Raw genomic sequence first — 24671 nt, 5'->3', positions numbered from 1 at the left:
GATTCTTACCGCATTTTTAATCAGGATTGCGAACTTGTTTCGCAATTACCTAAACCTCAACTCTATTATAACCATCTCTCATGTAAAAGTATAGGTCATTCGTAAAATATTTTTCTGTCCTAAAATGGAATTTAAAATTTCATTTTAGGTAAGGATATTGTTATTATTCCTTACGAATTCTTTCAACTACACTTTCCTGACTCATCTTTTTAAACTGATACTTAGGAATCGCATATGCAATTCCACTTAATATCGGAACCATAAGCAGGCACGGTACGATTGTAAGATGCATCTGAAAGAAAAATGCCGTACCGAGTGTATTTGCTAAAATCTTCTCTGCCCCAAACACAACTAATAATACTGCAATCACAAATGCGCCTCCCAAATATAGGAATCCCTCAGTCACCAGCATTTTCGATACCTGTTTTTTCGTCATTCCAACAACTTCCAAAAGTGCCAGTTCTTTTTTTCTGCTAATTACAGAAGTTGCTGTTGTATTAAAGAAATTCATAATGCCAATAAAGGCTAAAATAACGACAAGAAAACTACCGATCATATAATATTTACTGACAAACCGCCTAAAGCTCGCCTTCATATCCAATACAGAAAAAACATTGATCATATCATTTTCTTTCAAAACATTTTTATCAATGTATTCTTTTACTTGCTTATCCTCTCCCTTCTTGGCATCAATAGCAGCATACATTGCTGATTGATTTTCTGTCTGGGTGATATACTCTTCTTCTGGGACCATTACTGTAATATAAACAGAATCTGCATACGGATAATCCAGGGAATATGGCATCATAGCTTCTCCGATCACCCCATAATCTTTCTGCTTTCCGTTTCCGTACTCCATTTTAAAAGTTTCGCCAGACTGATAATAAGAAACTGGTTGTTCTGTATATTTATTACTATAGTCCACAATCACATACTCCCCACTTTTAAACGTATTCCAGGAACATTTTTCCCCTTTCCATTCTAACATATCAAACACCGCTTCACTAATTCCGAGGAAATGAACCTTTACAGTATTATCCGCTTTTGTTTCCTCCCAGATTTGCTTTTCATAATCTGTCCAGTTTTCTTTGTTTTTTTCTGCCAATGTCTCCCACGTTTTCAAAAGTGCCGGTTCCATCTTATGTCTTTCTTCCGAATAATACACATATCCTGTTTTCTCACTTTCCGGACACTTATTCAGGATCTCTTTGATTTCAGGTGTAATACCGTTAAAATTTGTATTCGATAAAATGTCGGTCATCTGATCCAGTTGAAAATCAGATGCTAAAAATATATTCTGGTAAGTCTCAAAATCATATCCCTGCACCAACATCACGATACAGTTGACAACCACCATAGAAAGAGCGATAGAAAGCATAACAATCAATCCCTTTTTCCAATTTCGTAACACATTTTGAACTGCCATCCCCCACCAGGTTACAGAAGTATTCTTTTTTATTTTCCTATGTGACTGCTCTCCTTCTGCCAAACGCAAAGCTTCCACAGGCGAAACTCTTTCCACCATTTTACAAGCCTGCAGACTGGAGAGATACACCGTTAAAAGCGTTAAAAGTATCGCTGCAAGGAAAATCAAAGGATTGGCTGATACTACTGTCTGAGCTGTTTTTCCTGCCTGTGCACTAATTTGGGCATCTGCAGTCAAGGACGGAGCCATACAAAGACCTGCAAGATAACCACAAAGCAATCCGATTGGAATGCCAATAGCTGATAATCTCCACGCCTGCATACGTACAATTTTCTTCAACTGCTTTCCCGTTGTCCCCACATTCTTTAACAATCCGTAAGCCCGGATATCCGTTTTCACAGAAATGTTAAAAATATTATAAATAATTAAGTAACCAGCCAATATCACAAACAGTACCATTACAATAAAGGAAGTGAATGAAAATGAATCCTCTTCAAAAAGATTATATGCCGGATTGATCTCCAATCCTGTCCCTGCTTTCGTAAATCCTGCTGTCTTAGATATATTTTCTGTTTTCTTTTCCAGATTCCAAAGATTCTTGTACCAGACAGAATACTCTTTCCCTCCATTGTAGATGCCATTTTCTAATTCTTCCTGCGTAACGGGATAACGATTCTCCTTTGCATAGGCTTCGGATACCCAGACCATCTGACCTAAAACAGCTTTATCCCCCTGCCAGAATCCACATATCTGAAACGTATCTGTCTTATATTGTTTCAGCATGGGATTTACTTCCCAGGTCAGCGTTACTTCTTCCCCAATCTTTGGTGTAACACCCAGAGATTCCAATATCGTGCTGCTAAGTGCTACTTCATTTTCTTTCTCCGGCAGTCTTCCTGTAGTTGGCAGACAATTAAAACTTTCTGCCATATTTTCATCTGCATATCGGACCTCTACGGAAAATCCAAACCGTTCGTCCATTCCAGCTCCCAGAAAAATACCGGAACCATATCGTTCCACATCTTCATCCTGTTCTATTGTTTTTTGCAATCTCTCCGCATCTTCTTCTGACAAATTCTGCGCAATAGCATGGGATGAATCCATAAATTGCTTAATTTCCGTTGCTCTTTTGGAAAGTATCATGGATACACTCCCCACAAAGAGGCTTGTAAATAACAGTGATGTCAACATGATTGCAATAACAGCAATAATATTTCTTGCTCGGTTCATTTTCATAAAACGTTTCGTCAATAATCGTAACGTTTCTTTATTCTCTACTTTTACCATATAATCGCCCTCACTATACCAAACCACTGTCTGAAACAATTTTTCCGTCTTCAATCTGTAAAATCCTGTCAGCCATCTGGGCAATCTCCTCATTGTGAGTAATCATTACAATTGTTTGATGAAAACACTTACCGGTGACTTTTAAAAGTCCCAATACATCCTGACTCGTTTTTGAGTCCAGATTGCCTGTCGGTTCATCTGCCAGCAAAATAGCAGGTTTTGCCGCTAGTGCTCTTGCGATTGCCACCCTTTGCTGCTGACCCCCTGACAGTGCACTTGGAAGATTTTCCAGTTTTGTCCGAATGCCCAGTGTATCTATGATTTCATCTACATAACCTTTTTCTACCTTTTTTCCATCCAGTTTCACAGGAAGAATAATATTTTCCCATACATTCAGCATCGGAACCAAGTTATACTGTTGAAATACGAAACCAATATTCCTGCGTCGGAAAATGGTAAGCTCTTCATCTGTCATATGGCTTAAGTTCTGTCCATCCACAATTACCTGCCCAGATGTTGGATTATCCAAACCACCAATGATATGAAGCAATGTAGACTTTCCACTTCCAGAAGTTCCAACAATCGCTACAAACTCTCCTTTTTCTACTTCCAGGTTTATACCATCAAGAGCCCTGACTTCTGTTTCTCCCTGCCCATATATTTTTTGTAAATTTACTGCTTTTAATATATTCATGCTATCCTCCTATCAAAAAAGCCTGTATTGATCTTTACAATACAGACTTTATCATAGCAATGTTTCCAGCTCGTTTCTGAAATATCACAGTTTTGATACTATTCCGTTTTTGATACAGGGAGAAAAACAGAAAATGTAGAACCCTGCCCTGTCTCTGATGTCACTTTTATATACCCTTTTTGTGCCTGAATAATCTCTCTTGCAAGAAATAAGCCAATTCCTACTCCTGGCTGGTCTGTCACTGACATACTTCGGTAAAACCGTCCAAATATCTTTGGTATTTCTTCTTTTTCTATTCCAATGCCATCATCAATGATATCGATCTTTACAAAGAAAGAATACTGCTCGGCTTTTATCTGAACATTTTCCCCACATGCTGTGTACTTAATCGCATTGTCTACTATATTTCCAAGTGCTTCCACAGTCCATTTTGCATCACACATAGCATGTAAATCCGTGTCAAATAGATTCAGGGAAATATCCTTCTCCATTGCTTTTACATTAAACTGCTGCTGTACGGATGCAAACATCTGTGCAATAGCAGTATCCTCCGGATGTACTGCTATAATTCCGCTCTCCATTCGTGATAATTTGACCAGTGATTGTATCAGAAAATCCAATTTCTCCGTCTGCTCCAAAATGGTAGCTATCTCCTCCTGATTTTCATGATTTGTTTCAGAGAGTATTTCACCATAAATTTTCAAATTTGAAATAGGAGTCAAGGTCTGATGCGCAATGTCGGAAATAAGTTTCTGTATCACTTCTTTTTCTTCCTGTTGGTTCTTTCTTGCCAGAAAGCTACTGTCTAAATGTTGTTTCATGCTGTTTTCAAGAGCAGAATACTTTTCTTCTGATATTTCTGTCCGTTCCAGTTCTCCATCTATAGCACAATCCAGCATTTGCTGCAGCCGGTTCAAAAGCTTTTTTTCTTTCTGATAAAAAATGCTATGCCAGAAGATTCCACTTAAAACAAATATTCCTACAATCAATATAATTAGTTCTATCATCCATTCACCGCCCAGGTATAACCAATTCCATAGACTGTCTTGATATATTCAGGCTTCTGCGTATCATCTTCTAATTTGTCCCTGAGGCGTTTGACTGCAACAGTCAGAGCATGAGCATCCACAAACTCTGTATCTCCCTGCCATACCTCGTCAATCAGATATTCCCGTTTCAATACTTTTCCTCTGTTTTCACACAGCACTCTAAGGAGCTTTTGATCTGTCTTACTAAGTTCAATAGGTTCTCCATCTTTGAAAAATTCCATTTTATCGAAATAGAACTCAAATCCATCAAGCTCCATAGAATTTTTAGCTGCTGCCTCTTTATTTCTAAGCTGCACAGACACTCTTGCACGCAAAACCATCAAGCTAAACGGTTTCGTAATATAATCATTTGCCCCAGCTTCCAATCCTGTTACAATATCTACTTCCATGTTATTTACTGTAAGCAGAATAATCGACACCTGACTATTTTTCCTTATTTCTCTCACAAAATCAATCCCATTCCCATCCGGCAAGTTCACATCTAATAAAACCAATGTGATATCTTCCTTTTTCAAGATTTCTCTAGCTTCCTGCAAAGTTCTGCACTGATAAAAGAAATAAGCATCATTCTTTAAAGCCAGACGGATTCCATCATTTAATTTTTTGTCATCTTCAACAATCAGTAACTTTTCACTCATATTTTCTCTGCTTTCTTTCAAATTACGCTAATTGTATCATTGCCAGTTTTATAAATCAAATCATTAAGTCAAAAGCTCCGACAGAATTTATCTTATAAACAGCAAAAAGCTCCCGAAGGAGCTTTCCACGCTTTCAATATACACTAATTCTTTCAACACAATCTCTTCTGCAGCATTCCATATTTGTTTTTCCTCTGCTTCACTATACAATACCGTTGTAAAAACCAATGTCCAAAGTAGGAAAAATTTGAGTAAATTCCGACACTTATTTTATGCAGTTCTATCTTTATGAGATTTCATCAACATCATAATACTTAAAATCCCGGAAGCAGGCACTTCCTCCTGTTTCCTCTGCCGCATAGCAGAACAGACCAAACCGGCAACCAGTAAAATGATCCAGTTTGAAGTACAGCTTATGCACGGTTCCGATGGGTAGCCAGTCTCCCTTATTTACCCGGTAATAGCAGCGTGCTTCATCCTTCATGTTACAGAAATCTGCTTCAAGACGAAAATCCATCTGGTGTGATTCAACAACAGTTCCTTCCGTCATATCCAATATACCATCTTCTTTTTTATCCAGCATAAGGACTTCATATTTTCCATGACGTTTTGTAATGCCAACTGCAGCATAACAGCCCTGCAACGCACACAAACCTGCGACATCGCCCTCTTTCAATGCAGAAGCATCAACCGTAACCTCAGCTGCGCAGGACGGATAACTCATCCTTTGCGTAAGCGTATTTACTGCCTGTGTAAGCTCTGTACAAACTTCCCGTGTTGTAATTGTATAGGTTCCCTGCAATGCATCCAGATGATAGTACCGTGGATCTGGATCATGATTAAACTGCCAGCGCGGAAGCAGCCCATTACAGAAATCATCACTTCCCACTAATGGCTGATAAATATATCCTGGTCTGGTACTGTGAACCTCTATTTCTTCCGGCACATGTCCGTTCTGTCCAAAAATCGGAAAATGATCCTTCCAGGTAACCGGAAGCAGAATAGGAATCCGTCCAACTGCTCCGGAATCCTGAAACAGCATTGCATACCACTTCCCATCCGGCGTATCCACTATTCCTCCCTGTGCCACGCCCTGTCCACAATATCCACGATCATCACAAAGTACATCTCCACCCGTGAATTCTCCTTCCAGAGAATCACTGTAAAAGCATGCTTCCGTCCGCATCCAGCGGTCTCTCAGGGAATGAACCAGAAAAATATAATAATAGCCGTTTATTTTTTGAATATGAGAACCCTCATAGCCTAGCTCCGGGTTCTTATGATCACTGACTAAAAGACGATGTAATCCGTCCTTCTTTGGTGCAGTCAAATCTTCATTCAATTCTGTAATCCAGATTTCATCATTTCCATATACAATATAGTTTCTGCCATCCTCATCAAATAATAAAGAGCCGTCATGATAAAAGCCTTCTATCAGCTGCTTTTTCCATGAACCATCTATTTTTTCCGAAGTATACAAATAAGTCTTACGGGTATCATTTGCCACAAAGCAGATATAAAATCGGCCTTCATGATAGCGCAGGGAAGCTGCCCACATGCCCTGTCCGTAAATATTCTGACCGCTTTTCAGTTGCTGCGCATCCGTATGATCCAACGTCTCATAGACATAAGTCACATGCTCCCAGTGCACCAGATCAAAAGACTGCAGAATCTCACAGCCCGGCATAAAGTGCATGGTTGTGGATACCATATAATAGGTGTCTTCTACGCGGATCACGTCCGGATCTGGATAATCCAATCTTGTTATAGGATTTACATTCATTGTTTATTCCTTTCTGTTTTATCTCCATATTCTTTCTTTGTTCTATTCTATTTTTACTATTTTATCTTTGTTTCTTATCTATACATTAACAGTAGTATGCTTTTTAGTTGTACGTAAAATGATATGCCCTAGCACCATGACTCTTTAATGACACACTAAGGCTCTTTGGCTCTTCCACGTGCTCTCCGCTCCAAAGCTCCGTTCCATTTACTCCATCATAAATCTCCAGATCGGCAAGCGGTATGGATATGTCACTGTCTTTATCACCCAGATTAAATACCGCGACATAATATCCACCCTTTGTATCTGCTGCAATCCACAATGCATGCTCTATACCATCGATTTCACGTCTCCACACCTGATGCGAATGCCGTGCATTTGCATGCATGGCAAGTATTTCAGAATTGGTTACCAGATTCATAGTGAATTCGTCAAACCCTGTCAGCTCTCCTCCCAGCATCAAAGGAGAACGCATGATACTCCAGAGTGTCAGCATGGTGATCTGCTCATCCTGTGTAAAATTCGTCCAGTTATTCACATCATATACCTGCCGTATCGGTCCGACCGGAAGCATATCGGCATCCGGCCAGTGCCCTGCACCTGCATGGGTGCACCATTTTTCTGCTCTTGAAAACATATCATATAACAGTTCCCACTTATCCCAGAAATCATCGGTGATTCTCCACATATTGGAAATCTGCTTATAAAGCTCTGCCTTTTCTAAAAGAGCAGGTCCCGGCGACAGACTTAAAACCATGGGTCTTCCGCAACCATGCAATGCTTTGCTCAGCATAATCAGTTCGGATTCCTCATGTGGCAGTTCCCGTGCAATATCATCACATTTAATAAAATCCACACCCCAGGAAGCATATAATTCAAAAATACTGTTATAGTATTCCCGTGCCCCGTCTTTCTCAGGATCTACACCATACATATCCGTATTCCAGGCACAGATACTATTTGTTTTGGCAATTTCCCGGGCATGTCTGTCACTGTTCATGATTTTCGTGTTCTGATGTACAGCCTGTCGTGGAATCCCTCTCATAATATGAATGCCGAACTTCAATCCAAGAGAATGGACATATTCTGCCAATGGTCCAAAGCCCGCACCGTTTGCTGCGGAAGGAAAACGATTTACTGCGGGAAGCAGTCTTCCATACTCATCCATTACTACATCCGCAAAAGGATGATACTCATTGGTTGCAGCATAAGGCTCATACCATTGGATATCCACCACAATATATTCCCAACCGTACTCCTTCAGATGCTCAGCCATAAATTCAGCGTTCCGTCGTACGATATCTTCTGTAACAGCCGCTCCATAACAATCCCAGCTGTTCCACCCCATAGGTGCTGTTTTCATCTTCATCTGTTTTATACCCTCTCGATATCCTGTTAATTCTGTCCGTAATATGCATTTGCACCATGCTTACGGAAATAATGCTTATCCTGTAATTCCTGCGGATGAATCAGCTCGGTTCGATATGCCATCTTGGCAACCTCTTCAAGAATCACCGCATTGTGGACGGCCTCCTTTGCATCCTTGCCCCAGGAAAAAGAACCATGATTCTTGCACAACACTGCAGGAACTGCCATTACATTCTTCTTCATGCGTTTAAATTCCGAAACAATCAAGTGTCCGGTATTTTCTTCGTAAGCAGAGTTAATCTCTTCCTTCGTCAGACATCTCACACAGGGGATTTCTCCGTAGAAATAATCCGCATGAATCGTACCATAACAGGGAATCGACCATTCCCTTGGAAAGCAAGACAACAGTCTCCACGTGTTTCGTAAACGGAAAAAGATCAAACGGTGTACACTCTTTCATCCGGTATCCATGCTTTGTCAGATACTTCAGATCCCGCGCCAGCGTTTCCGGACCACAGGATACATACACGACTTTATCCGGAGCCAGTCGCACTACAGAGGAAAGAAACGCCTCATCGCTTCCCGTACGCGGCGGATCCATAATGACCACATCCGCACGTTCTCCTTTTTCTGCCATCTCTACCATAAATTGTCCGGCATCTTCATTATAAAAAGTAACATTGTGAATATGATTGCGCTTTGCATTGGAGATAGCATCCTTTATCGCATCACGGTTTAACTCCACTCCGATCACATGCTTTGCGCGGCTGCTGGCAATCAGCCCGATCGTGCCCGTACCGCAGTACGCATCGATCACAGTTTCTTTTCCCGTCAGTTTGGCACAGGAAATGGCTTTCCGGTAGAGTTTTTCTGTCTGCTGCGGATTTACCTGATAAAATGAAGTCGGTGAAATACGAAATGTGCATCCGCACAGTTCATCCTCAATAAATCCTTTTCCATAAACCGTAATATTGCGCTCCCCGAGCACCATGCTGGTCTTGCGGTCATTGACATTGATCACCACTGTACTGATCTCCGGGAACTTCTTCCGCAGTGCCTTGACAAAATTATTTTTGGATGGAAGGATCGGAGATACCAGTACAAGCACCACCATAATCTGTCCGCTGTGATAGCCCTTTCGCACCAGCACATGACGCAGCAGCCCATATCCGGTATCCTCATCATATGCACGAATCCGGAAAGAACGCATCATATTTTTAATTTCACGGATAATGGCATCCGCCTGTGCATCCTCGATCTGGCACTCCTCCACATCCACGATATCATGCGAATGTTTCTCATATACGCCTGCCACAATATGTCCGCGTTTATTGCAGGAAAAAGCCGCCTGTACTTTATGCCGATAGTGGTATGGATCGTCCATCCCGATGATTGGATTAATCTTTCCAAACGGTTCCATGAGTCTGCGCATGTAACTCTGCTTTTTGGAAAGCTGCTGACTGTACAAAATTCCCTGATAGTCACACCCTCCGCATCTTTTTGCGTAAATGCAGTGTTCACCTGTTTTTTGTATCTGGCTTATGTTCGGTTTTCTATCCGTTTCTCTTCCCCTGTTCCTCTCTTTTTTCATCTTCTGTCCCGTTGTTTTTTTCTGTCCTATTTGCATATTTTCCAACTTCCTGTACTTGATTTTTAAAGTTCTTTCTCGTAGCACCACCAGTCCTCGTCAAATAAACCGCTCTCTCCCACTACGTCAAAATGCAATTTTTCATAAGAGCGAAGTGCTTTTTTATTTGTTTTACACACGAGAAAATGTACACTCCTTTTTCCCTGTTTTTTCAATTCTTCCATGCCATACTGCAGAAGCCGCCGGGCAATTCCCTGATTCTGCATATCGGTGCGTACCCCGAGTCTGGAAAGCTCCGCAGACGGCTGCAGTGTTTTGGACCAGCAGGTGAGTGCTTCCACCTGCGGATCTTCATCCACTGTGATCGTGCCAATGATTTCTCCATCTTCATTTTCCATACAAAAAAGAGCATTTCTTTTCATATCATAATCAAATTCCTGTTCTCCCGGATACCCGTTGCCCCATGCGCAGTATGGAGTACCGATCAGCGACTGATACAGCGCAAGAATTTCTTCCTTATCGTCCTGCTTAGCTTTTCGAAACTTCATTTTTCCTCTTTTCATCCTTCGCTTTCGATTTTCTTTCTCAACTATGCCATAATGCTCTCTAAAATGCAAGTATACTGCCCTTTTCATTTTTTTACCCAAAACACCCCGGCAGCCGTTTTTATAACGGATACCGGGGTGTCTGTTTTCTATAGCCGGGTGTACTTATACCTGAATACGATCTGCAATCTCATTTCCCATGGCAAACCGTTCTCCATTGGCACCGATGATCAGCCCATTGGATAATTTCTGAATCACCTGGACGCTGCCACCTTCTTCTACATGATGACGGTGCAGGAATTCTACAACTTCCGGTAATCCGAATAACCACTGAATGGTATAATTTTCACCAACTTCTGCTTTTGATAATGCCTGCATAATGCTCCCTCCTTCTATAGCTTCTCCATTCGGTTACCACTATTATATGGAGTTTATACCCGGTTAGTCAATCGAGAGCTTTCTCCTTTTATTATAACCGAAATAAGTCATCACTGATCTGAAAAACTGTTCATTTGTTCCAGTTTTTCCCTTTAAGATATGTTATATTATGCGTAGAAAAAGGGAAAGCCAGAGAAGCGGCTTACCCGAATATATTAAATAACTGTTTTATCAACAGCCGTCATTATTCGCAGTAATGGCGGCTATTTTCGTTTTCCCTTGAAAATCGTGTAGTACAATCCAACAAGGGCGCAAATGAACTAAGAGGATTTGCTTATTTCGAGATATTTTTCTATAAAAGTGTGTCAAAAGGTGTGTCAGTCTTTTATTTCATATCAGAGAATTGTTCCGGAACCCCTATAAATAAGCATTCTTCGGATTATTTCTCATCAACAACCTGGAAGATAAAAAATTTAAGATAATAGCTCTCCGGCACATTCGCAGAATTTGCCCACAAAATCGGATGATCCGGCGCCTGCGTACGGAATTCCACCTGACGCAGCCGTTTGTGTGCCGCCTTTGCAGCTTCCTTCACCGTCTTTGCCAGCAGTTCTTGTGTCATAAAATGGGAACAGGAACAGGTTGCCAGGTATCCACCGTCTTTTACCAGCTTTAACCCTTTCATATTGATCTCCCGATAACCTTTGATGGCATTCTTCGTGGCCTCACGGGATTTCGTAAATGCCGGCGGGTCGAGAATGACTACATCATACTTTTCTCCGGCTTCTGCCAGTTTTGGAAGCTCGTCCAGTACATTTGCACAGCGAAAATGTACCGTATCTTCCAGATGATTACGCACGGCATTGGCATTTGCCTGCTGCACCGCATATTCCGAAATATCAAGTCCCGTCACATCGGAAGCACCTGCGATTCCTGCATTCAGTGCAAACGTTCCCATATGTGTAAAACAGTCCAAAACTCTCTTTCCTTTACAGATCCGCTGCATTGCCAGCCGGTTATACTTCTGGTCCAGGAAAAAGCCCGTCTTCTGGCCATTTACCACATCGACCAGATAGTGCACGCCATTTTCCGTAATCTCCACCTCTGTATCAAATGTTTCCCCAATAAATCCTTTCACCTTCGGAAGTCCTTCTTTCCTGCGCTCATTGGCGTCACTTCTCTCATAGACTCCACGGATAGAAATACCGTCCTCTTTCAGTACCCTTTTTAATAATGAAACGATTGTTTCCTTGAACTGCTCCATACCGAGTGCCAGACATTCCACCACAAGCACATCCTCATACTTGTCAATGACCAGTCCCGGCAGAAAATCTGCTTCTCCAAAGATTACTCTGCAGCAATTCAAATCCGGTCTTCCTGTCGTTCCAATTCCCGGAAACACTTTCTCTGCTACATCATCCGCTTCAGGCACGCTGTCATTGCCACCCGCCATCACCTGCTTGCGGTACTCCCACGCATTTTTCACACGCATGTACAAAAACGTTTCGTCGATCTCCTGATCGACATGGCGTGTCAGCATCCGGATACGGATCTTCGAATTCTGATTGATAAATCCCTTTCCCATCGGATATCCGTCAAAATCATGTACCGTCACCACATCTCCATTGGTAAATGTCCCCACAATCGTATCAATCTCATTATCAAAAATCCATGCGCCACCCGCCTTGATCGTGCGGCCTTCTCCCTTTTTTAAAGTAACAATTGTATGATTCTCCATCTTTTCTCTCTTTCTTCTCTATAATGAATTTTCTATTGTCATATTTTCAAAAACGTAAGATAGCTCAAAAACCTTTTTTCAAAGCTTAATTTACGTTTCAAATAACTTTCAGTCACTGTTTTTCTATTTGTGAATTTTCTGCAATTTAGAGTCTGTTAGAATTTTGTCATAAGTCAGCAATTCCCGTACATGGAAGTACGGGAAAGTTGGAATCGCACCCGGACGGTGCGTTTCCAACGGTTGCGTCCGGCTTAGGAACCCTGAATTCAAAATTCTTACAGCCTCTTAATTGCAAGAAATCTGAATAAATGGAAAAACAGTGGCTGAAAGTTTTATCATGTAATTTAAGTGTACCACAGAATAATTACGTTTTCCAGCACTCCCCATTGTTTTTGAAATCCATAAATGTTATAATGTTGTTAATAAATTAACGAAGTTGTTGCATTTCTGTTCACAACTTCACGCTAAGACATACAAGGAGGTCTTATACGAATGGATTTTTCAGAAGAATACAGACAGAAGCTCGTTTCAGCAGACGAAGCCGTAAAAGTAATCAAATCCGGTGACTGGGTAGACTATGGCTGGTGTACCAACACCGTAGATACACTGGACAAAGCACTTGCCAAGCGTACCGATGAACTGAAGGATATCAACCTGCGTGGCGGAATCCTCTTAAAACCGCTTGCCGTATTTGAGCGCGAAGACGCCGGCGAGCATTTTACATGGAATTCCTGGCATATGTCCGGAATCGAACGTCATATGATCGCACGTGGCTGTGCATTCTACAGCCCGATCCGTTATTCCGAGCTCCCTCGTTATTACCGTGAGCTGGATTGTCCGGATGATGTGGCAATGTTCCAGGTTGCTCCAATGGACAAGCATGGATACTTCAACTTCGGGCCAAGTGCTTCCCATCTTGGTGCGATGTGTGAGACAGCCAGACATATCATCGTAGAAGTCAACGAAAATATGCCGCGCTGCCTTGGCGGAACAGAAAACGGTATACATATTTCCAAAGTCAATGCAATCGTAGAAGGCTCCAATCCTCCAATCGGAGAACTCGGTGCCGGCGGTCCTGCTACCGAAGTAGACCAGAAAGTTGCACAGCTGATCGTAGACCAGATTCCAAACGGTGCCTGCTTACAGCTTGGTATCGGCGGTATGCCAAACGCAGTCGGTTCCCTGATCGCACAGTCCGACTTAAAGGATCTTGGTGTTCACACAGAAATGTATGTAGATGCATTCGTAGACATTGCCAAAGCCGGAAAGATTACCGGTGCATGCAAGAACATTGACCGCTACCGTCAGGTATATGGATTCGGTGCCGGAACCAAGAAGATGTATGATTACCTGGATGAAAATCCGGAACTGATGAGTGCCCCTGTCAGCTACACCAACGACATCCGCTCCATTGCAGCACTGGACAACTTTATCTCCATCAACAACTGCGTAGATATTGACCTGTTCGGACAGATCAGTGCCGAGTCTTCCGGAACCAAACACATCAGTGGTGCCGGCGGACAGCTTGACTTCGTTCTCGGTGCTTATATGTCCAAAGGTGGAAAGAGCTTTATCTGCTGTTCTTCCACATTCACGGATAAGAAAGGTGTTATGCATTCCCGCATCCGCCCGACCCTGGCAGAAGGTTCTATTGTCACAGACACCCGTGCAAATACCCACTATGTCGTTACCGAATATGGCATGGTCAATGTAAAGGGATTATCTACCTGGCAGAAGGCAGAGGCTCTGATTTCCATTGCACATCCGGACTTCCGTGATGATCTGATCAAAGAGGCAGACCAGATGCACATCTGGAGACGTTCCAACCGATAAGAACACCGTTTGTTCACAATTTATTCATATTGCAAAAAAACCTCGTTTTTAACGGGGTTTTTTTATAAATTTTACCTCTTGTCTTTACTATCCTTTTTTAGTAATCTATAGTTCGAGTAAAGGAGAGGTAAAGATGAAGAAATTTTTTAGTATTATCAAAGAAAAACTATTCACCAGAGTTGAAAAACAACATTCCGAAGCTTACCTGCGTCGGATCTCATTTCTGAATAAATATTCCCTGCTGTTCCACATGTTGATATCCTGTGGGATCGTATTTATTGTGGAGGTTCTTTCCCGAAGGAGTTTTCTCTCGGCAGGTTCCTTCGTCGGGATGCATACCGGTGCATTTTTTTATAATGCCTTTATTGTATTTGCATCCTTAAGCTTTGTTTATCTGTTCCGCAGACGTGCATTCTGGCGGATCATTATCAGCGGTTTCTGGGTGCTCCTTGGAATCATTAACGGATGCATCCTTTCAAACCGTGTAACACCGTTTGGCTTTACAGACCTTAAATGTATCAATGATCTGTTTGCCATGAACAATACCAACTATTTTACGGCAGAAGAGGCCACTATCGTAGTCATCGGGCTTTGTCTGTTCCTTCTGTTTTGTGTTGCGCTCTTCATTAAAGGACCGCGCTATCAGGGCAAGACCCATAAAATTGTTGTAGTAGGTGCCATTGTATCGGTACTGTTTGTCGGTCTTCCTGTTACAACCTCTGCTGCACAGAATGCCAATGTTGTTGCAAGTTACTTCTCCAACATTGCACAGGGATATGAAAACTACGGTTTTATCTATGGATTCTCTTCGAGTGTGGTAGACCGTGGAATGAGCAAGCCGGATGACTACTCCGAGCAGAAAATTGCTTCGATTGAAAAAAATGTAAATGACACAAAAAAAGAAACAACTGTCACCAAAAAGAATGCACCAAATATTATCTGTATTCTTCTTGAATCATTCTGTGATCCGGATGAGATCAAGTTTCTGAATTATAATCAGGATCCGATTCCTACCTTCCACAATCTCGAGAAGAACTACACGAGTGGTTACCTGACAGTTCCGGTTGTTGGCGCAGGAACCGCAAACACTGAGTTTGAAGTTCTCTCCGGTATGAGTATGCAGTACTTCGGAACCGGCGAGTATCCGTATAAAACAATCCTGAAAAAGACAGACTGCGAGAGCACTGCTGCTGATCTGGCTTCCATCGGATATGGAACCCATGCCGTACATAACAATGGCGGTAACTTTTACAGCCGTGTCAATGCCTTTTCCATGATGGGATTTGATACTTTCACCAGCAAGGAACTGATGAACATTCAGAGTTATACGCCAAACGGAAGCTGGGCTACCGATGATATTCTTGTTCCTGAAACAATCAAAACCTTAGATTCCACTCCGAATCAGCCGGACTTTACCTACACCATTACCGTAGGTACACATGGTGATTATCCAAAGACTCCGGTTATCGCAAATCCGGTATATACCGTCAGCGGTGTGGATGATGAAGAAAAGAAAAACCAGTGGACTTATTACATCAACCAGTTAAATGAAGTAGATACTTTCCTGAATGATCTGATTACAGAGCTCTCCAAGAGAGATGAAGATACCATCGTTGTAGCGTTCGGCGATCATCTTCCAACCATGGGTCTGGAAGACTCCGATATGAAATCCGGTGATATCTACAAGACAAAATATGTTACATGGAATAATATGGGATTAAAGAAGCAGGATGCAGATCTGTATGCATATCAGCTGATGGCAAGCATTACGGATTCCACAGGTATTCATGAGGGAACTATCTTAAATTACCATCAGACCCAGATGAACAACACAGACCACACTGCATATCTGGACGGACTGGATAATCTGCAGTATGACATTCTTTACGGAAACCGTTACTGCTATGATGGCAAAGACAAATACCCTGCAACCGACATTGTAATGGGAATTGACGATGTAACGGTATCGGAGACGTCGGATTCCATCGGCGGATCGGAAGTGTTTGTCTATGGAAACAGCTTCACCAAGTGGAGTAAGGTATTTGTAAATGATGAGAAAGTCAATACAACCTTCAGCAATTCCGGTTGTCTGATTATTCCAAAAGACAGTGTCAGAGACGGCGATACCATTAAGGTGTGCCAGATGGGTTCTAACAGTACGATTTTCCGTGAATCCAACACGTACACCTACAAAGATCCTGCCGTGGAAGAAACCGTTACAGGAACAGAATCGGACAACAACAATACCGAATCTGCGGTTTTAGAAAGCCAGAAATAAAAAAAGACCTGCCAGTGAAAAATCACTGACAGGTTTTTTCTTGTCTTAAATTGTCTTTAGCGCATCCACAGCGGCATCCAGATACGGATTTTCCATCTCATAGAATGCACCGGCATCCGCAGCTTTCGCATATGCCGGATCCAATGGCAGTTTGCCTAAAACTCGGGTTCCTTCTTTTGCGGCAACTTCGTCAATGTTGCTTTCTCCAAACAGTGCGATCTTCTTTCCACAATCCGGGCATTTCAGATAACTGAAATTTTCCACCAGTCCAAGTACCGGTATATGCATCATATTTGCCATATGGAAAGCTTTCTTTACGATCATCTGCACCAGTTCCTGTGGAGATGTAACAATAACGATACCATCCACCGGAAGGGACTGGAACACGGTAAGCGGTACATCACCTGTTCCCGGTGGCATGTCCACAAACAGATAGTCCACATCGCCCCAGACAGCCTCATTCCAGAACTGTTTCACAGCCCCTGCAATCACAGGTCCTCTCCAGACAACCGGTGCCTCTTCATCTTCCATCAGAAGATTGATGGAAACGATTTTGATTCCTTCTTTTGTCTCATACGGATACATTCCTTTTTCGTCACCGACCAGCTGACCGTGTGCTCCAAACATCTTTGGAATGGACGGTCCGGTAATATCGGCATCCAGAATTCCTACTTTATATCCGGCTTTCGCCATCTGTACCGCCAGGGAAGAAGTAACAAATGATTTACCGACACCTCCCTTTCCGCTGACCACTCCAATCACATGTTTGATATTGGAATATGCATTCATCGCTTCGAGCATACTCTGCGGATTCTGAGAATTATGGGAACATCCCTCACAGCTTGCTTTGGAACAGGATGATGCTCCGCTGCAACTTGAATTTTCTGGCATAATGATAGCCTCCTTGTTAATTATTTAATGATTTATTTATATAGACTGCCCAGTCTTTGGAATGGGTAGTATATGAAATAAGCTTTTCCGATAATTTTATCTTTGCTGACATAGGTATGATCCCAATATCTGGCATCATAGGAATCATTCCGGTTGTCTCCAAGCACCAGATAACTGTCTTGGGGAACCTCAAACTCAAACGGTCCGGTTGCCTCTGTCCATGTCTCTTTCAGGTAATCCTCCTTCAAAGGAGTCTCAGAGTCATTGATATAAATTTTTGCATCCTCAATGGTAACCTTTTCTCCGGGCAGACCAATCACACGCTTGACGTATTTTTGCGTTTCGTCATCTGGGAACCGGAAAATCACGATATCTCCTCTCTTCGGTTCTGAAAACTGATACGCCAGCCGCAGCCCGAACAGGTCATCGCCCGGTTCAATGGTATGCTCCATCGATCCGGTCGGGACTGTTGCATTGATGATCACGTAATTCTTCAAAACCATTGCCAGTGCGAAGGCCGCCAACAGAGTGATCACCCAGCTGAGCACTTCGCGCAGAGGCGAAGTGGCTTTCTCCTTTCCCTCACCCTTTGGATCATTATCCATCTTTATTTCTTCTGTCAATATTTCTTTTTTTTCTTCCATAATCACCCTACTCTCTTGGTGCAAACCACCAGTCAATAAAATCTTGCCTGCGGAAAACCAGTCCCACAAGTCCCAGATCGACACGTTCTTTCTGTGTCAGTGTCTGCGCAATAAATTCATTCACAGATACATCAAAATCGCCTTCCAGGCACCAGATACAGCTCACTGTCGGCACATTCTCCTGATTTTTCCAGTCATCTACGAACGAACCGCCGAAATCAACAATCTTATTCCAACGATGCTGCGTATTGATAACCCGCTGCTTGATATTCTCATAGATGACCTCCATCATCCGGTGAACTTTCGGGTGATACATCACAGGCTCAAGAATCCTTAAGAGTCGGTGCTTTGGATTGACACGCAGTTCCAGCGTTCCGTTTGCCGTATTCGTCACCATACAGAAAATCTCGTTATCCGGAAACGTTTCCGGCCGCAGATGATACTGATAACGATATGGTACCACACTTTTTATCATATGGAAATCTGCATCCATTTCTTCATATATAACACCCGGACATTCACTGCTTATCACATAGTGCATGCTACCCTGATAAGGCGCCAGAAGCTGGCAGAACAGATCCCGGTTCTTTTCGAATACAATCAGCTGGTATTCTGCCAGAAAACGCCGGAAATCCATAATATGGTTCTGCCTGTAATATGTAAACAGCCCCTTGCTGATAAATGCAATCCTTATGCTTTTTCCGGTATAACCCTGAATAATTGTTGCAACCGGAAGTTCAATCTCTCTCCCTTTTAAATAAACTTCCACTGTGACAGCTTTGCCAAGCAGCTGCATCTCTTCTTCATACTCTGTCAGAACCGGCTGCTGTCCGCTGGCAATATACTGGTTCAGCCCCAGCGGATTGGATGCAAAATGTTCTACAATCCGTCTGCCGATCAGCCTGCGCAGCTCCGTCAGATTTTCATCATGCGCCACATCATCCCTTGCCAGACGCAAAGTCAGGAATTTTTTCCGTAAATGCAGATGATACGTCATATGCCTGAGCCACTCCGGTTTTAACCCCAGATCTTTCTTTTCATCGGTCACAAGAAACCCCTGCTGATACAGGCAGGATGTCCCGATCAGTCCCTGATGTTTGGAATTATAAATCCAGATACACCCCTCCATCAGTTCATCCATGATACGAATCGATATAATTCCAAGAATATCCGCGAACGGATTGTCCATGATATGATTCTGTTCCCGCAGCGTCACGCTTTTTTCATCAAAGGAAATCTGAATGGGAAATGGCTGATACAGCATATAGTGCTGTACTGCGTGCACCAGCCTCTGAAGGGACAGATTCTTTGCATATTTCGGCCGTAACACCAGCGTAATTCTGGTTCCGGACTGTTCCCGGTTGGAATTGATATATTCCATCGTTTCCGCCCCTTCAATCCATTTTGCGGTAACCGGCTCTAACGACTGGCGATCCGTAACATTCCACGCGGTATTTACCGATTTGTCCTTTCTCGACTCAATCAACAGTGCCCGTGCAACCATAAATCCGGAAAGCATACCGACTCCAAACTGCGCCACCGGTTCATAATGAAGCTGCTGTGCGGAAAAATCCTCGCTCTGATAAAAACTCACGCCGATTTTGGCAACATACTGCTCAATATCCCTGGCATTGATTCCGATTCCGTTATCCTCAAACACCAGACGCTGCGTTTCGGAATTATACTGAATGGAAATTTGAGGAGAATACGGATTTCGCATGGAATTTAAGGCTCTTGCCTCCTCCATCTCCAGAAACTCTGTTCCCCAGCTCCATTCCAGCGCCGCCCTGGTATTGCATGCATCAATGGCATTTTGAAGAAACTCCCGGATATAAGCATCCGGATCTCCGTAAAACTGCGTACTTGCAAAGGTCGATATGATATTTTCCTGATCCATACCTACTTTGCACTGTTTCATAGCTGTTCCTCATTTAATAAAATTGCCTGAACCACAAACCGCTTATCTGCCTCTTTGCTCACACAGGTTGATAAAGTCAGCAGATGACTGTCCACCGAAAGCTGGATTTTGTCCTTTACCTCCGGCGAATTCTTGGATTTTTTCACAATGCTTTCAAGATAACTTACACGTCCCTCTTTCGTTGAAAAGTCATTGGTGTGCAGAATATGTGCATCGTCCGTCTTATATGCCGCAAAAATCTCATACACGAGCACCTTTTCCTTTGTATACACATATATATACGGAAAATTGTTAAAAAATGTCTGGTCTTCATAGTTGTGGAGAGAAGCAAACATTGTGTCATTGCGCATATTGTGCCCATACACGACGGTATCAAAATCCGTAAACTCTTTACTGTTTGCCTTCTCTGTATAAATACATCCAGGATATCCCCTGGTACCATTCATATTGTATTTCAGATAATAGGAATCATCACTCGGATGCTGTAACACCGGATAATCCACCCCGGTTCCCGGAATGTAGATCCATGCGTAAATATCCTGATTGACTCCCTTTAATTTTTTCCAGTTTAAATTTTTCTGTGGAATTTCTATTCCTTTTTGTTCCAGTTCGCTGTCTTCGGTCTGCACTTCCTGTGCCACATTCTCCGTCTCAGTCTGCGTATCTGACGGAATATGGATCTGATTATCATTCACCTGATTCTGCAGATCATTTACCTGGGCAGAAAGCTTTTCATATTCTTTCTGTGCATTCTTCTGAACCATCCAGCTTCTTCCAAATATTATGAGTACCACGATCAATACAACTGCCAGAACAATGGTCAGAATTTTATAGATATTGATCGTTCTGTCGTTCTTTCTTTCCTGTCTTTTCATAAAATAGTTTTCTTTCTTTAAAATTGAGGCAGGGCGGCAGATTCCATTCCACCGCCCTCACGTGATGCCATGCATCACCGATCCATAGACCTACATGCTAAATAAAATTGTATCCAGTGAGATTAATTCTTACGTGCTTTTCTTCCGCATACAACAATACCTGCTGCCGCAAATACTGCAACGAACGGAAGTGCCGGAATCGCTGCCCCGGTTTTTGGAGATGTCTTATAGGAAACAGATCCGGAAGCTGATGTTCCTTTCTGACTTCCTGCTCCACTTTTGCCATTGACACGGGCAGAAGAACTCTTTGTGGAAGTATTCCGTACGGAATTCTTTCCATCGGTATAACCATCTGTATAACCGTCGTCATAATCATCCTCGAAACTGTCCTCTCCATCGTCATAAGACTGTGGATAGTTTACTGTCACATTCTGATTTACACTAACCGGATTGTACTGGTTATTTGTCTGTGAGTTGTTGTTTGTCTGGCTATTACTGTTTGTCTGGCTGCTGCTGTTGGAATTGTCATTTACATTGGAATTTGTATTTGATCCCTGAGAATTTTCATCCTTTGACGGATCTGTTGTAACGGCAGGGTTCACATTTGAACTGTACCTTACAACTATAACCGGTGAAAATGAATACAATGTAACCGTAACTTTGCCATTGGAAACGCTGTCCGGCTTTACCGTCTGCCAGCTTCCGCTTTTTAATTTATGTAATACATAAACATTGTCTCCAGCCTTAATTCCACTTGCACAAATCGTTACTTTGATTCCTTTGGATGTATTCGTTGCAGACGGAACACTGATATCAGACATGGCCATGACGGTTGCACTTCCATTCTGTGCACTTGCCACAGCATTTGCCTGACGGTTTCCCTCGCGGTAAACATCTTTGTCCACATCCTTGAAAGAAACCGTGATAAGCTCATTGTTTGCATTATAACCGCTGCTTTCAACGGTTGTTGCCTTATTCAGCTCATAGGTTCTTTGAACCAGTGCCGTATCACTTGTTGGTGATGGATCTGCAAACACGGTTGTGCCCATTGTAAATACCAGCATCATAGCTGTCACAACTCCTGTGAAAATTTTCTTTTTCATCGCAATCTACCTCCTTTCCACGTAATATAAACTGCATGTAACTCTATCTATATCAAGTGCGCGCGCACTGGATACCTTATTGTACGGGTGTATAAAACACCTTCATAATGAGTTCTTCCATGGCATCTTCATCGACATGGTACTCCTCATACCGTTTCCCGTCAATCGGTTTTCCTTCCACCGTTTTTCCGGGAACCGTATACATCTGGTCTTCCGAAAAACTGTAATTCATCAGCTGCTCAATCATACTTGTGAAATCCACACTGGTTACCAGATAATCGGAAACAGAATTGTAAATTTCTGTCACCTGATCCGGGTTTTCTGTGGATACTTTTTTTAATTTATCCATATAGGCAACAATATACTGTTCTTCGCGCTGCAGACGCTTTGTTGCACTGTCATACTCTTCGGTATCCCTTCCATGCAGGTAATAATAAGCCTGCGTCCCATCCAGGGTTACTTTTTTCCCTTTTTTCAAATCCACACCGGCTTTGGGAAACGAAATATCCTGCAGTACAGTCACTTCCACGCCCCCTACAGCATCATTCATCTGTGGGATTCCCCCCATATTCATCGCAAGATAACCGCTGATCGGAATATTTTGAAACAGACCGGAAACCGCATCCACGGTTTTGCTGCAGCTGAGGCGCTTACCGTCCCCGAATGCATGCTGCAGACAGATCTGCGTTTTAAGCGGTCCCATATCAATACCTTCTTCATCACACAATTCGATATCTGCCATCGTGTTTCGATTGATGGAAATGACCTGCAGCTGCTCTGTTTTATTGTTTACAACAAGAAGAAACAGTGCATCGGACTGCCCGCCCTGGGTATAATCGCTGCTTTGCTGTACCGGACCATTGATATCAACCCCCATCATGAGGTAGGTTTTGATATCTGTATTATACAGATACTCTTTTCCCTGATAAGCAACTACACCCTCCTGCCACTTTTCCTGGCCGGAATCCTGTGTGGTATCTGTCTGCCCCGCAACCTGCTGCTCATAAGAATTTTCTGTATCATCCGTAATGTGGAAGCCGGCATTTTCCGCCTTCGTTTTGACCCCTGCCACAATCACAAGTGCAAGAATCACCACCATCATTCCGGACATAAAATACAATGCATTATGAAGTTTTGTCGATGGTTCACGCATTCTTCTCATGATGTTCTCCGTAATTTCCATAATAGCTGCCATAATAGCCGCCATAGTAGCCACCCTCATAGCCGCTCTTCTTCATCCGTACTTTGTTCAGTACCGCACCAAGTACCCTCACTCCGGAAGCTTCCATCTGCTTTTTAACGGTCTGGATCAGACGTCCGCTTGCCATGCCCTGGGCAATAACAAGAATCGCACCATCACAGTGTTTTGCGATCACTGCTGCGTCGATTGCAGCTCCGATCGGCGCACAATCCAGCAATACATAATCAAAATGTTCTTTTGCAAAATTAAGCAACTCAGTAAAATACTTTTTTTCCAGGATTTCTGTCGGGTTTGGTACTGACGGACCGGCAAAAATCATAAACAGGCCCGGAATCGTTGTACCATAAAGTACGTCTTCGAGTTTTTTCTGTCCGGACAGAAAATGGGATAATCCGTAGATTTCTCTTCCATCCGAAGCCACTGCCCGTAATCGTCCCACGTATACGGATTTACGCATATCGGTATCGATCAGCAATACACGTTTGCCGGATTCCGAAAAAGAACGTGCCAGATCCATCGTCACGGTACTTTTCCCTTCGTTTGGCATGGCAGACGTCACAACGATGGTGCAGATATCATCTCCGCAGAACTGGATATTGGTTTTTAATGCCCGGAGTGATTCTTTCATCGTATAATTTAGTTTTTTCAGATTCTCAAATGTTACCGCTTTCATTTCTTTTTCTTCCTTCTCTTACCTTGCGCTCTTTTTCCCCATCGTATTCGGCTTCTTCCAAAGGAAGCGTACCAAGAACATTCAGCCCCAGCTTCCTTTGTACATCATCTGCATTCATAATCGTATCATTGAACAGATAAGCCACCACAATAACCGCAATCGCCAAAAACATGCCAAGTATTCCTCCGACCGCCGTATTTTTCATGGTATTCGGGCTGACCGGTTCTCCGTCGGAATATCCCTTTTGAATGATATTCGGTGCATCCTGATCCATTTTCTGTTGGATAAAGGCCACACTGACACGCGCAATCTCATCCGCAATCTTTTTTGCCATGGATGGGTTTGCATCGCGCACCGTAATCTCGAGGATTCGCGAGTTGGAAGGATTATTCAGGGTAACTTTTTTCTTCAGGGAACTGTAGGTCTCGTCCAGTCCGAGATTCTCAATTACCTGCTCAAGCACGGGACGCCCCTCTACGATAACCATATAATCGTTTGTCAGACTTGTACCTGTCTGTATATCCGCAAGACTTGTAATCGACATGCTTTTGGACAATACATAAAACTGGGATGTTGACTCATACTGCGGCACCATTACAAACCTGCTGATACAATATGCGGTCACGGCTCCGATAATCAGTGCAAACAACACCCATTTCCAGAAAGAAAGGATCTCTAAAACGAGATCTTTCAGATCAATTTCAATTTCATCATCATTTTCAATTACAATACGTTCCTGTTGTAACTGCTGTTCCATATCA

The 24671-nt window shown here is 42.7% G+C and carries 20 protein-coding genes and 1 pseudogene; 2 read left to right on the top strand and 19 right to left on the bottom strand.

The genetic code is table 11. The annotated features are described in order from the left end of the window. Window positions 1-163 precede the first annotated feature (163 nt). The 11 genes and pseudogenes from DXD06_RS14835 to DXD06_RS14785 form a co-directional block, all read right to left on the bottom strand. A complete protein-coding gene (locus DXD06_RS14835; protein WP_117832825.1) occupies window positions 164-2713 on the bottom strand; it encodes an ABC transporter permease in 2550 nt (849 codons plus the stop codon). Window positions 2714-2726: 13 nt separating this feature from the next. Beyond that, entirely contained in the window at window positions 2727-3407 is a 681-nt protein-coding gene (locus DXD06_RS14830) for an ABC transporter ATP-binding protein (protein WP_117832820.1), read from the bottom strand. 98 nt (window positions 3408-3505) lie between these two features. Next, window positions 3506-4414, bottom strand: coding sequence for a sensor histidine kinase (locus tag DXD06_RS14825; protein ID WP_117832818.1), 909 nt, complete (start codon window positions 4412-4414; stop codon window positions 3506-3508). Continuing rightward, entirely contained in the window at window positions 4411-5094 is a 684-nt protein-coding gene (locus tag DXD06_RS14820; RefSeq protein ID WP_055263997.1) for a response regulator transcription factor, read from the bottom strand. The genes DXD06_RS14825 and DXD06_RS14820 overlap by 4 nt, the downstream gene beginning before the upstream one ends. Window positions 5095-5380: 286 nt before the next feature. Next, the gene (locus DXD06_RS14815) at window positions 5381-6877 is read right to left on the bottom strand and encodes a glycoside hydrolase family 43 protein (protein WP_117832816.1); all 1497 of its coding nucleotides are present in this window, start codon (window positions 6875-6877) and stop codon (window positions 5381-5383) included. Between the two features lie 103 nt (window positions 6878-6980). After that, window positions 6981-8246, bottom strand: a complete 1266-nt coding sequence (locus DXD06_RS14810) for a glycoside hydrolase family 27 protein (protein ID WP_055264003.1) — start codon at window positions 8244-8246, stop codon at window positions 6981-6983. A 26-nt stretch (window positions 8247-8272) separates the two neighbouring features. Continuing rightward, window positions 8273-8623, bottom strand: a pseudogene (locus DXD06_RS14805) (class II aldolase/adducin family protein); the annotation flags it as partial. Next, window positions 8541-9872, bottom strand: coding sequence for a 23S rRNA (uracil(1939)-C(5))-methyltransferase RlmD (gene rlmD / locus DXD06_RS14800; RefSeq protein WP_117832814.1), 1332 nt, complete (start codon window positions 9870-9872; stop codon window positions 8541-8543). The gene rlmD and the pseudogene DXD06_RS14805, both read right to left, overlap by 83 nt. Window positions 9873-9898: 26 nt before the next feature. After that, window positions 9899-10381 (bottom strand): GNAT family N-acetyltransferase, encoded by a 483-nt coding sequence (locus DXD06_RS14795; RefSeq protein ID WP_117832812.1) that lies wholly within the window; start codon window positions 10379-10381, stop codon window positions 9899-9901. 162 nt (window positions 10382-10543) lie between these two features. After that, on the bottom strand, window positions 10544-10756 hold the full coding sequence (locus tag DXD06_RS14790; RefSeq protein ID WP_117832810.1) for a FeoA family protein: 213 nt from the start codon (window positions 10754-10756) through the stop codon (window positions 10544-10546). 439 nt (window positions 10757-11195) lie between these two features. Then, complete coding sequence (locus DXD06_RS14785; RefSeq protein WP_117832808.1) at window positions 11196-12494, bottom strand: class I SAM-dependent rRNA methyltransferase; 1299 nt, start codon at window positions 12492-12494, stop codon at window positions 11196-11198. Between the two features lie 492 nt (window positions 12495-12986). Between DXD06_RS14785 and DXD06_RS14780 the strand changes: the two genes are divergently transcribed. Further along, complete coding sequence (locus DXD06_RS14780; RefSeq protein WP_022045811.1) at window positions 12987-14327, top strand: butyryl-CoA:acetate CoA-transferase; 1341 nt, start codon at window positions 12987-12989, stop codon at window positions 14325-14327. Between the two features lie 133 nt (window positions 14328-14460). Next, window positions 14461-16605 (top strand): sulfatase-like hydrolase/transferase, encoded by a 2145-nt coding sequence (locus DXD06_RS14775; RefSeq protein ID WP_117832806.1) that lies wholly within the window; start codon window positions 14461-14463, stop codon window positions 16603-16605. A 45-nt stretch (window positions 16606-16650) separates the two neighbouring features. On the opposite strand, the gene DXD06_RS14770 is transcribed toward DXD06_RS14775, so the two are convergent. The 8 genes from DXD06_RS14770 to DXD06_RS14735 form a co-directional block, all read right to left on the bottom strand. After that, window positions 16651-17496, bottom strand: coding sequence for an Mrp/NBP35 family ATP-binding protein (locus DXD06_RS14770; RefSeq protein ID WP_117832805.1), 846 nt, complete (start codon window positions 17494-17496; stop codon window positions 16651-16653). Window positions 17497-17528: 32 nt separating this feature from the next. After that, window positions 17529-18140, bottom strand: a complete 612-nt coding sequence (lepB, locus tag DXD06_RS14765; protein WP_117832822.1) for a signal peptidase I — start codon at window positions 18138-18140, stop codon at window positions 17529-17531. A 7-nt stretch (window positions 18141-18147) separates the two neighbouring features. Beyond that, window positions 18148-20058 (bottom strand): ATP-binding protein, encoded by a 1911-nt coding sequence (locus tag DXD06_RS14760; protein ID WP_117832804.1) that lies wholly within the window; start codon window positions 20056-20058, stop codon window positions 18148-18150. Next, window positions 20055-20933, bottom strand: coding sequence for a class B sortase (gene srtB, locus DXD06_RS14755; protein WP_117832803.1), 879 nt, complete (start codon window positions 20931-20933; stop codon window positions 20055-20057). The genes DXD06_RS14760 and srtB overlap by 4 nt, the downstream gene beginning before the upstream one ends. Before the next feature lie 122 nt (window positions 20934-21055). Beyond that, a complete protein-coding gene (locus DXD06_RS14750; protein ID WP_117832801.1) occupies window positions 21056-22036 on the bottom strand; it encodes a hypothetical protein in 981 nt (326 codons plus the stop codon). 76 nt (window positions 22037-22112) lie between these two features. Further along, complete coding sequence (locus DXD06_RS14745; RefSeq protein ID WP_158569552.1) at window positions 22113-23243, bottom strand: LCP family protein; 1131 nt, start codon at window positions 23241-23243, stop codon at window positions 22113-22115. Next, window positions 23182-23910 (bottom strand): CpsD/CapB family tyrosine-protein kinase, encoded by a 729-nt coding sequence (locus DXD06_RS14740; RefSeq protein WP_117832797.1) that lies wholly within the window; start codon window positions 23908-23910, stop codon window positions 23182-23184. Before DXD06_RS14740 ends, DXD06_RS14745 begins: the two co-directional genes overlap by 62 nt. Further along, on the bottom strand, window positions 23891-24667 hold the full coding sequence (locus DXD06_RS14735) for a YveK family protein (protein WP_117832794.1): 777 nt from the start codon (window positions 24665-24667) through the stop codon (window positions 23891-23893). The genes DXD06_RS14740 and DXD06_RS14735 overlap by 20 nt, the downstream gene beginning before the upstream one ends. Window positions 24668-24671 lie beyond the last annotated feature (4 nt).

Origin of the sequence: Roseburia sp. TF10-5 (assembly GCF_003462365.1) — a bacterium.
GTDB lineage: Bacteria > Bacillota > Clostridia > Lachnospirales > Lachnospiraceae > Roseburia > Roseburia faecis.
This window is presented reverse-complemented; position numbering and strand designations above follow the sequence as displayed.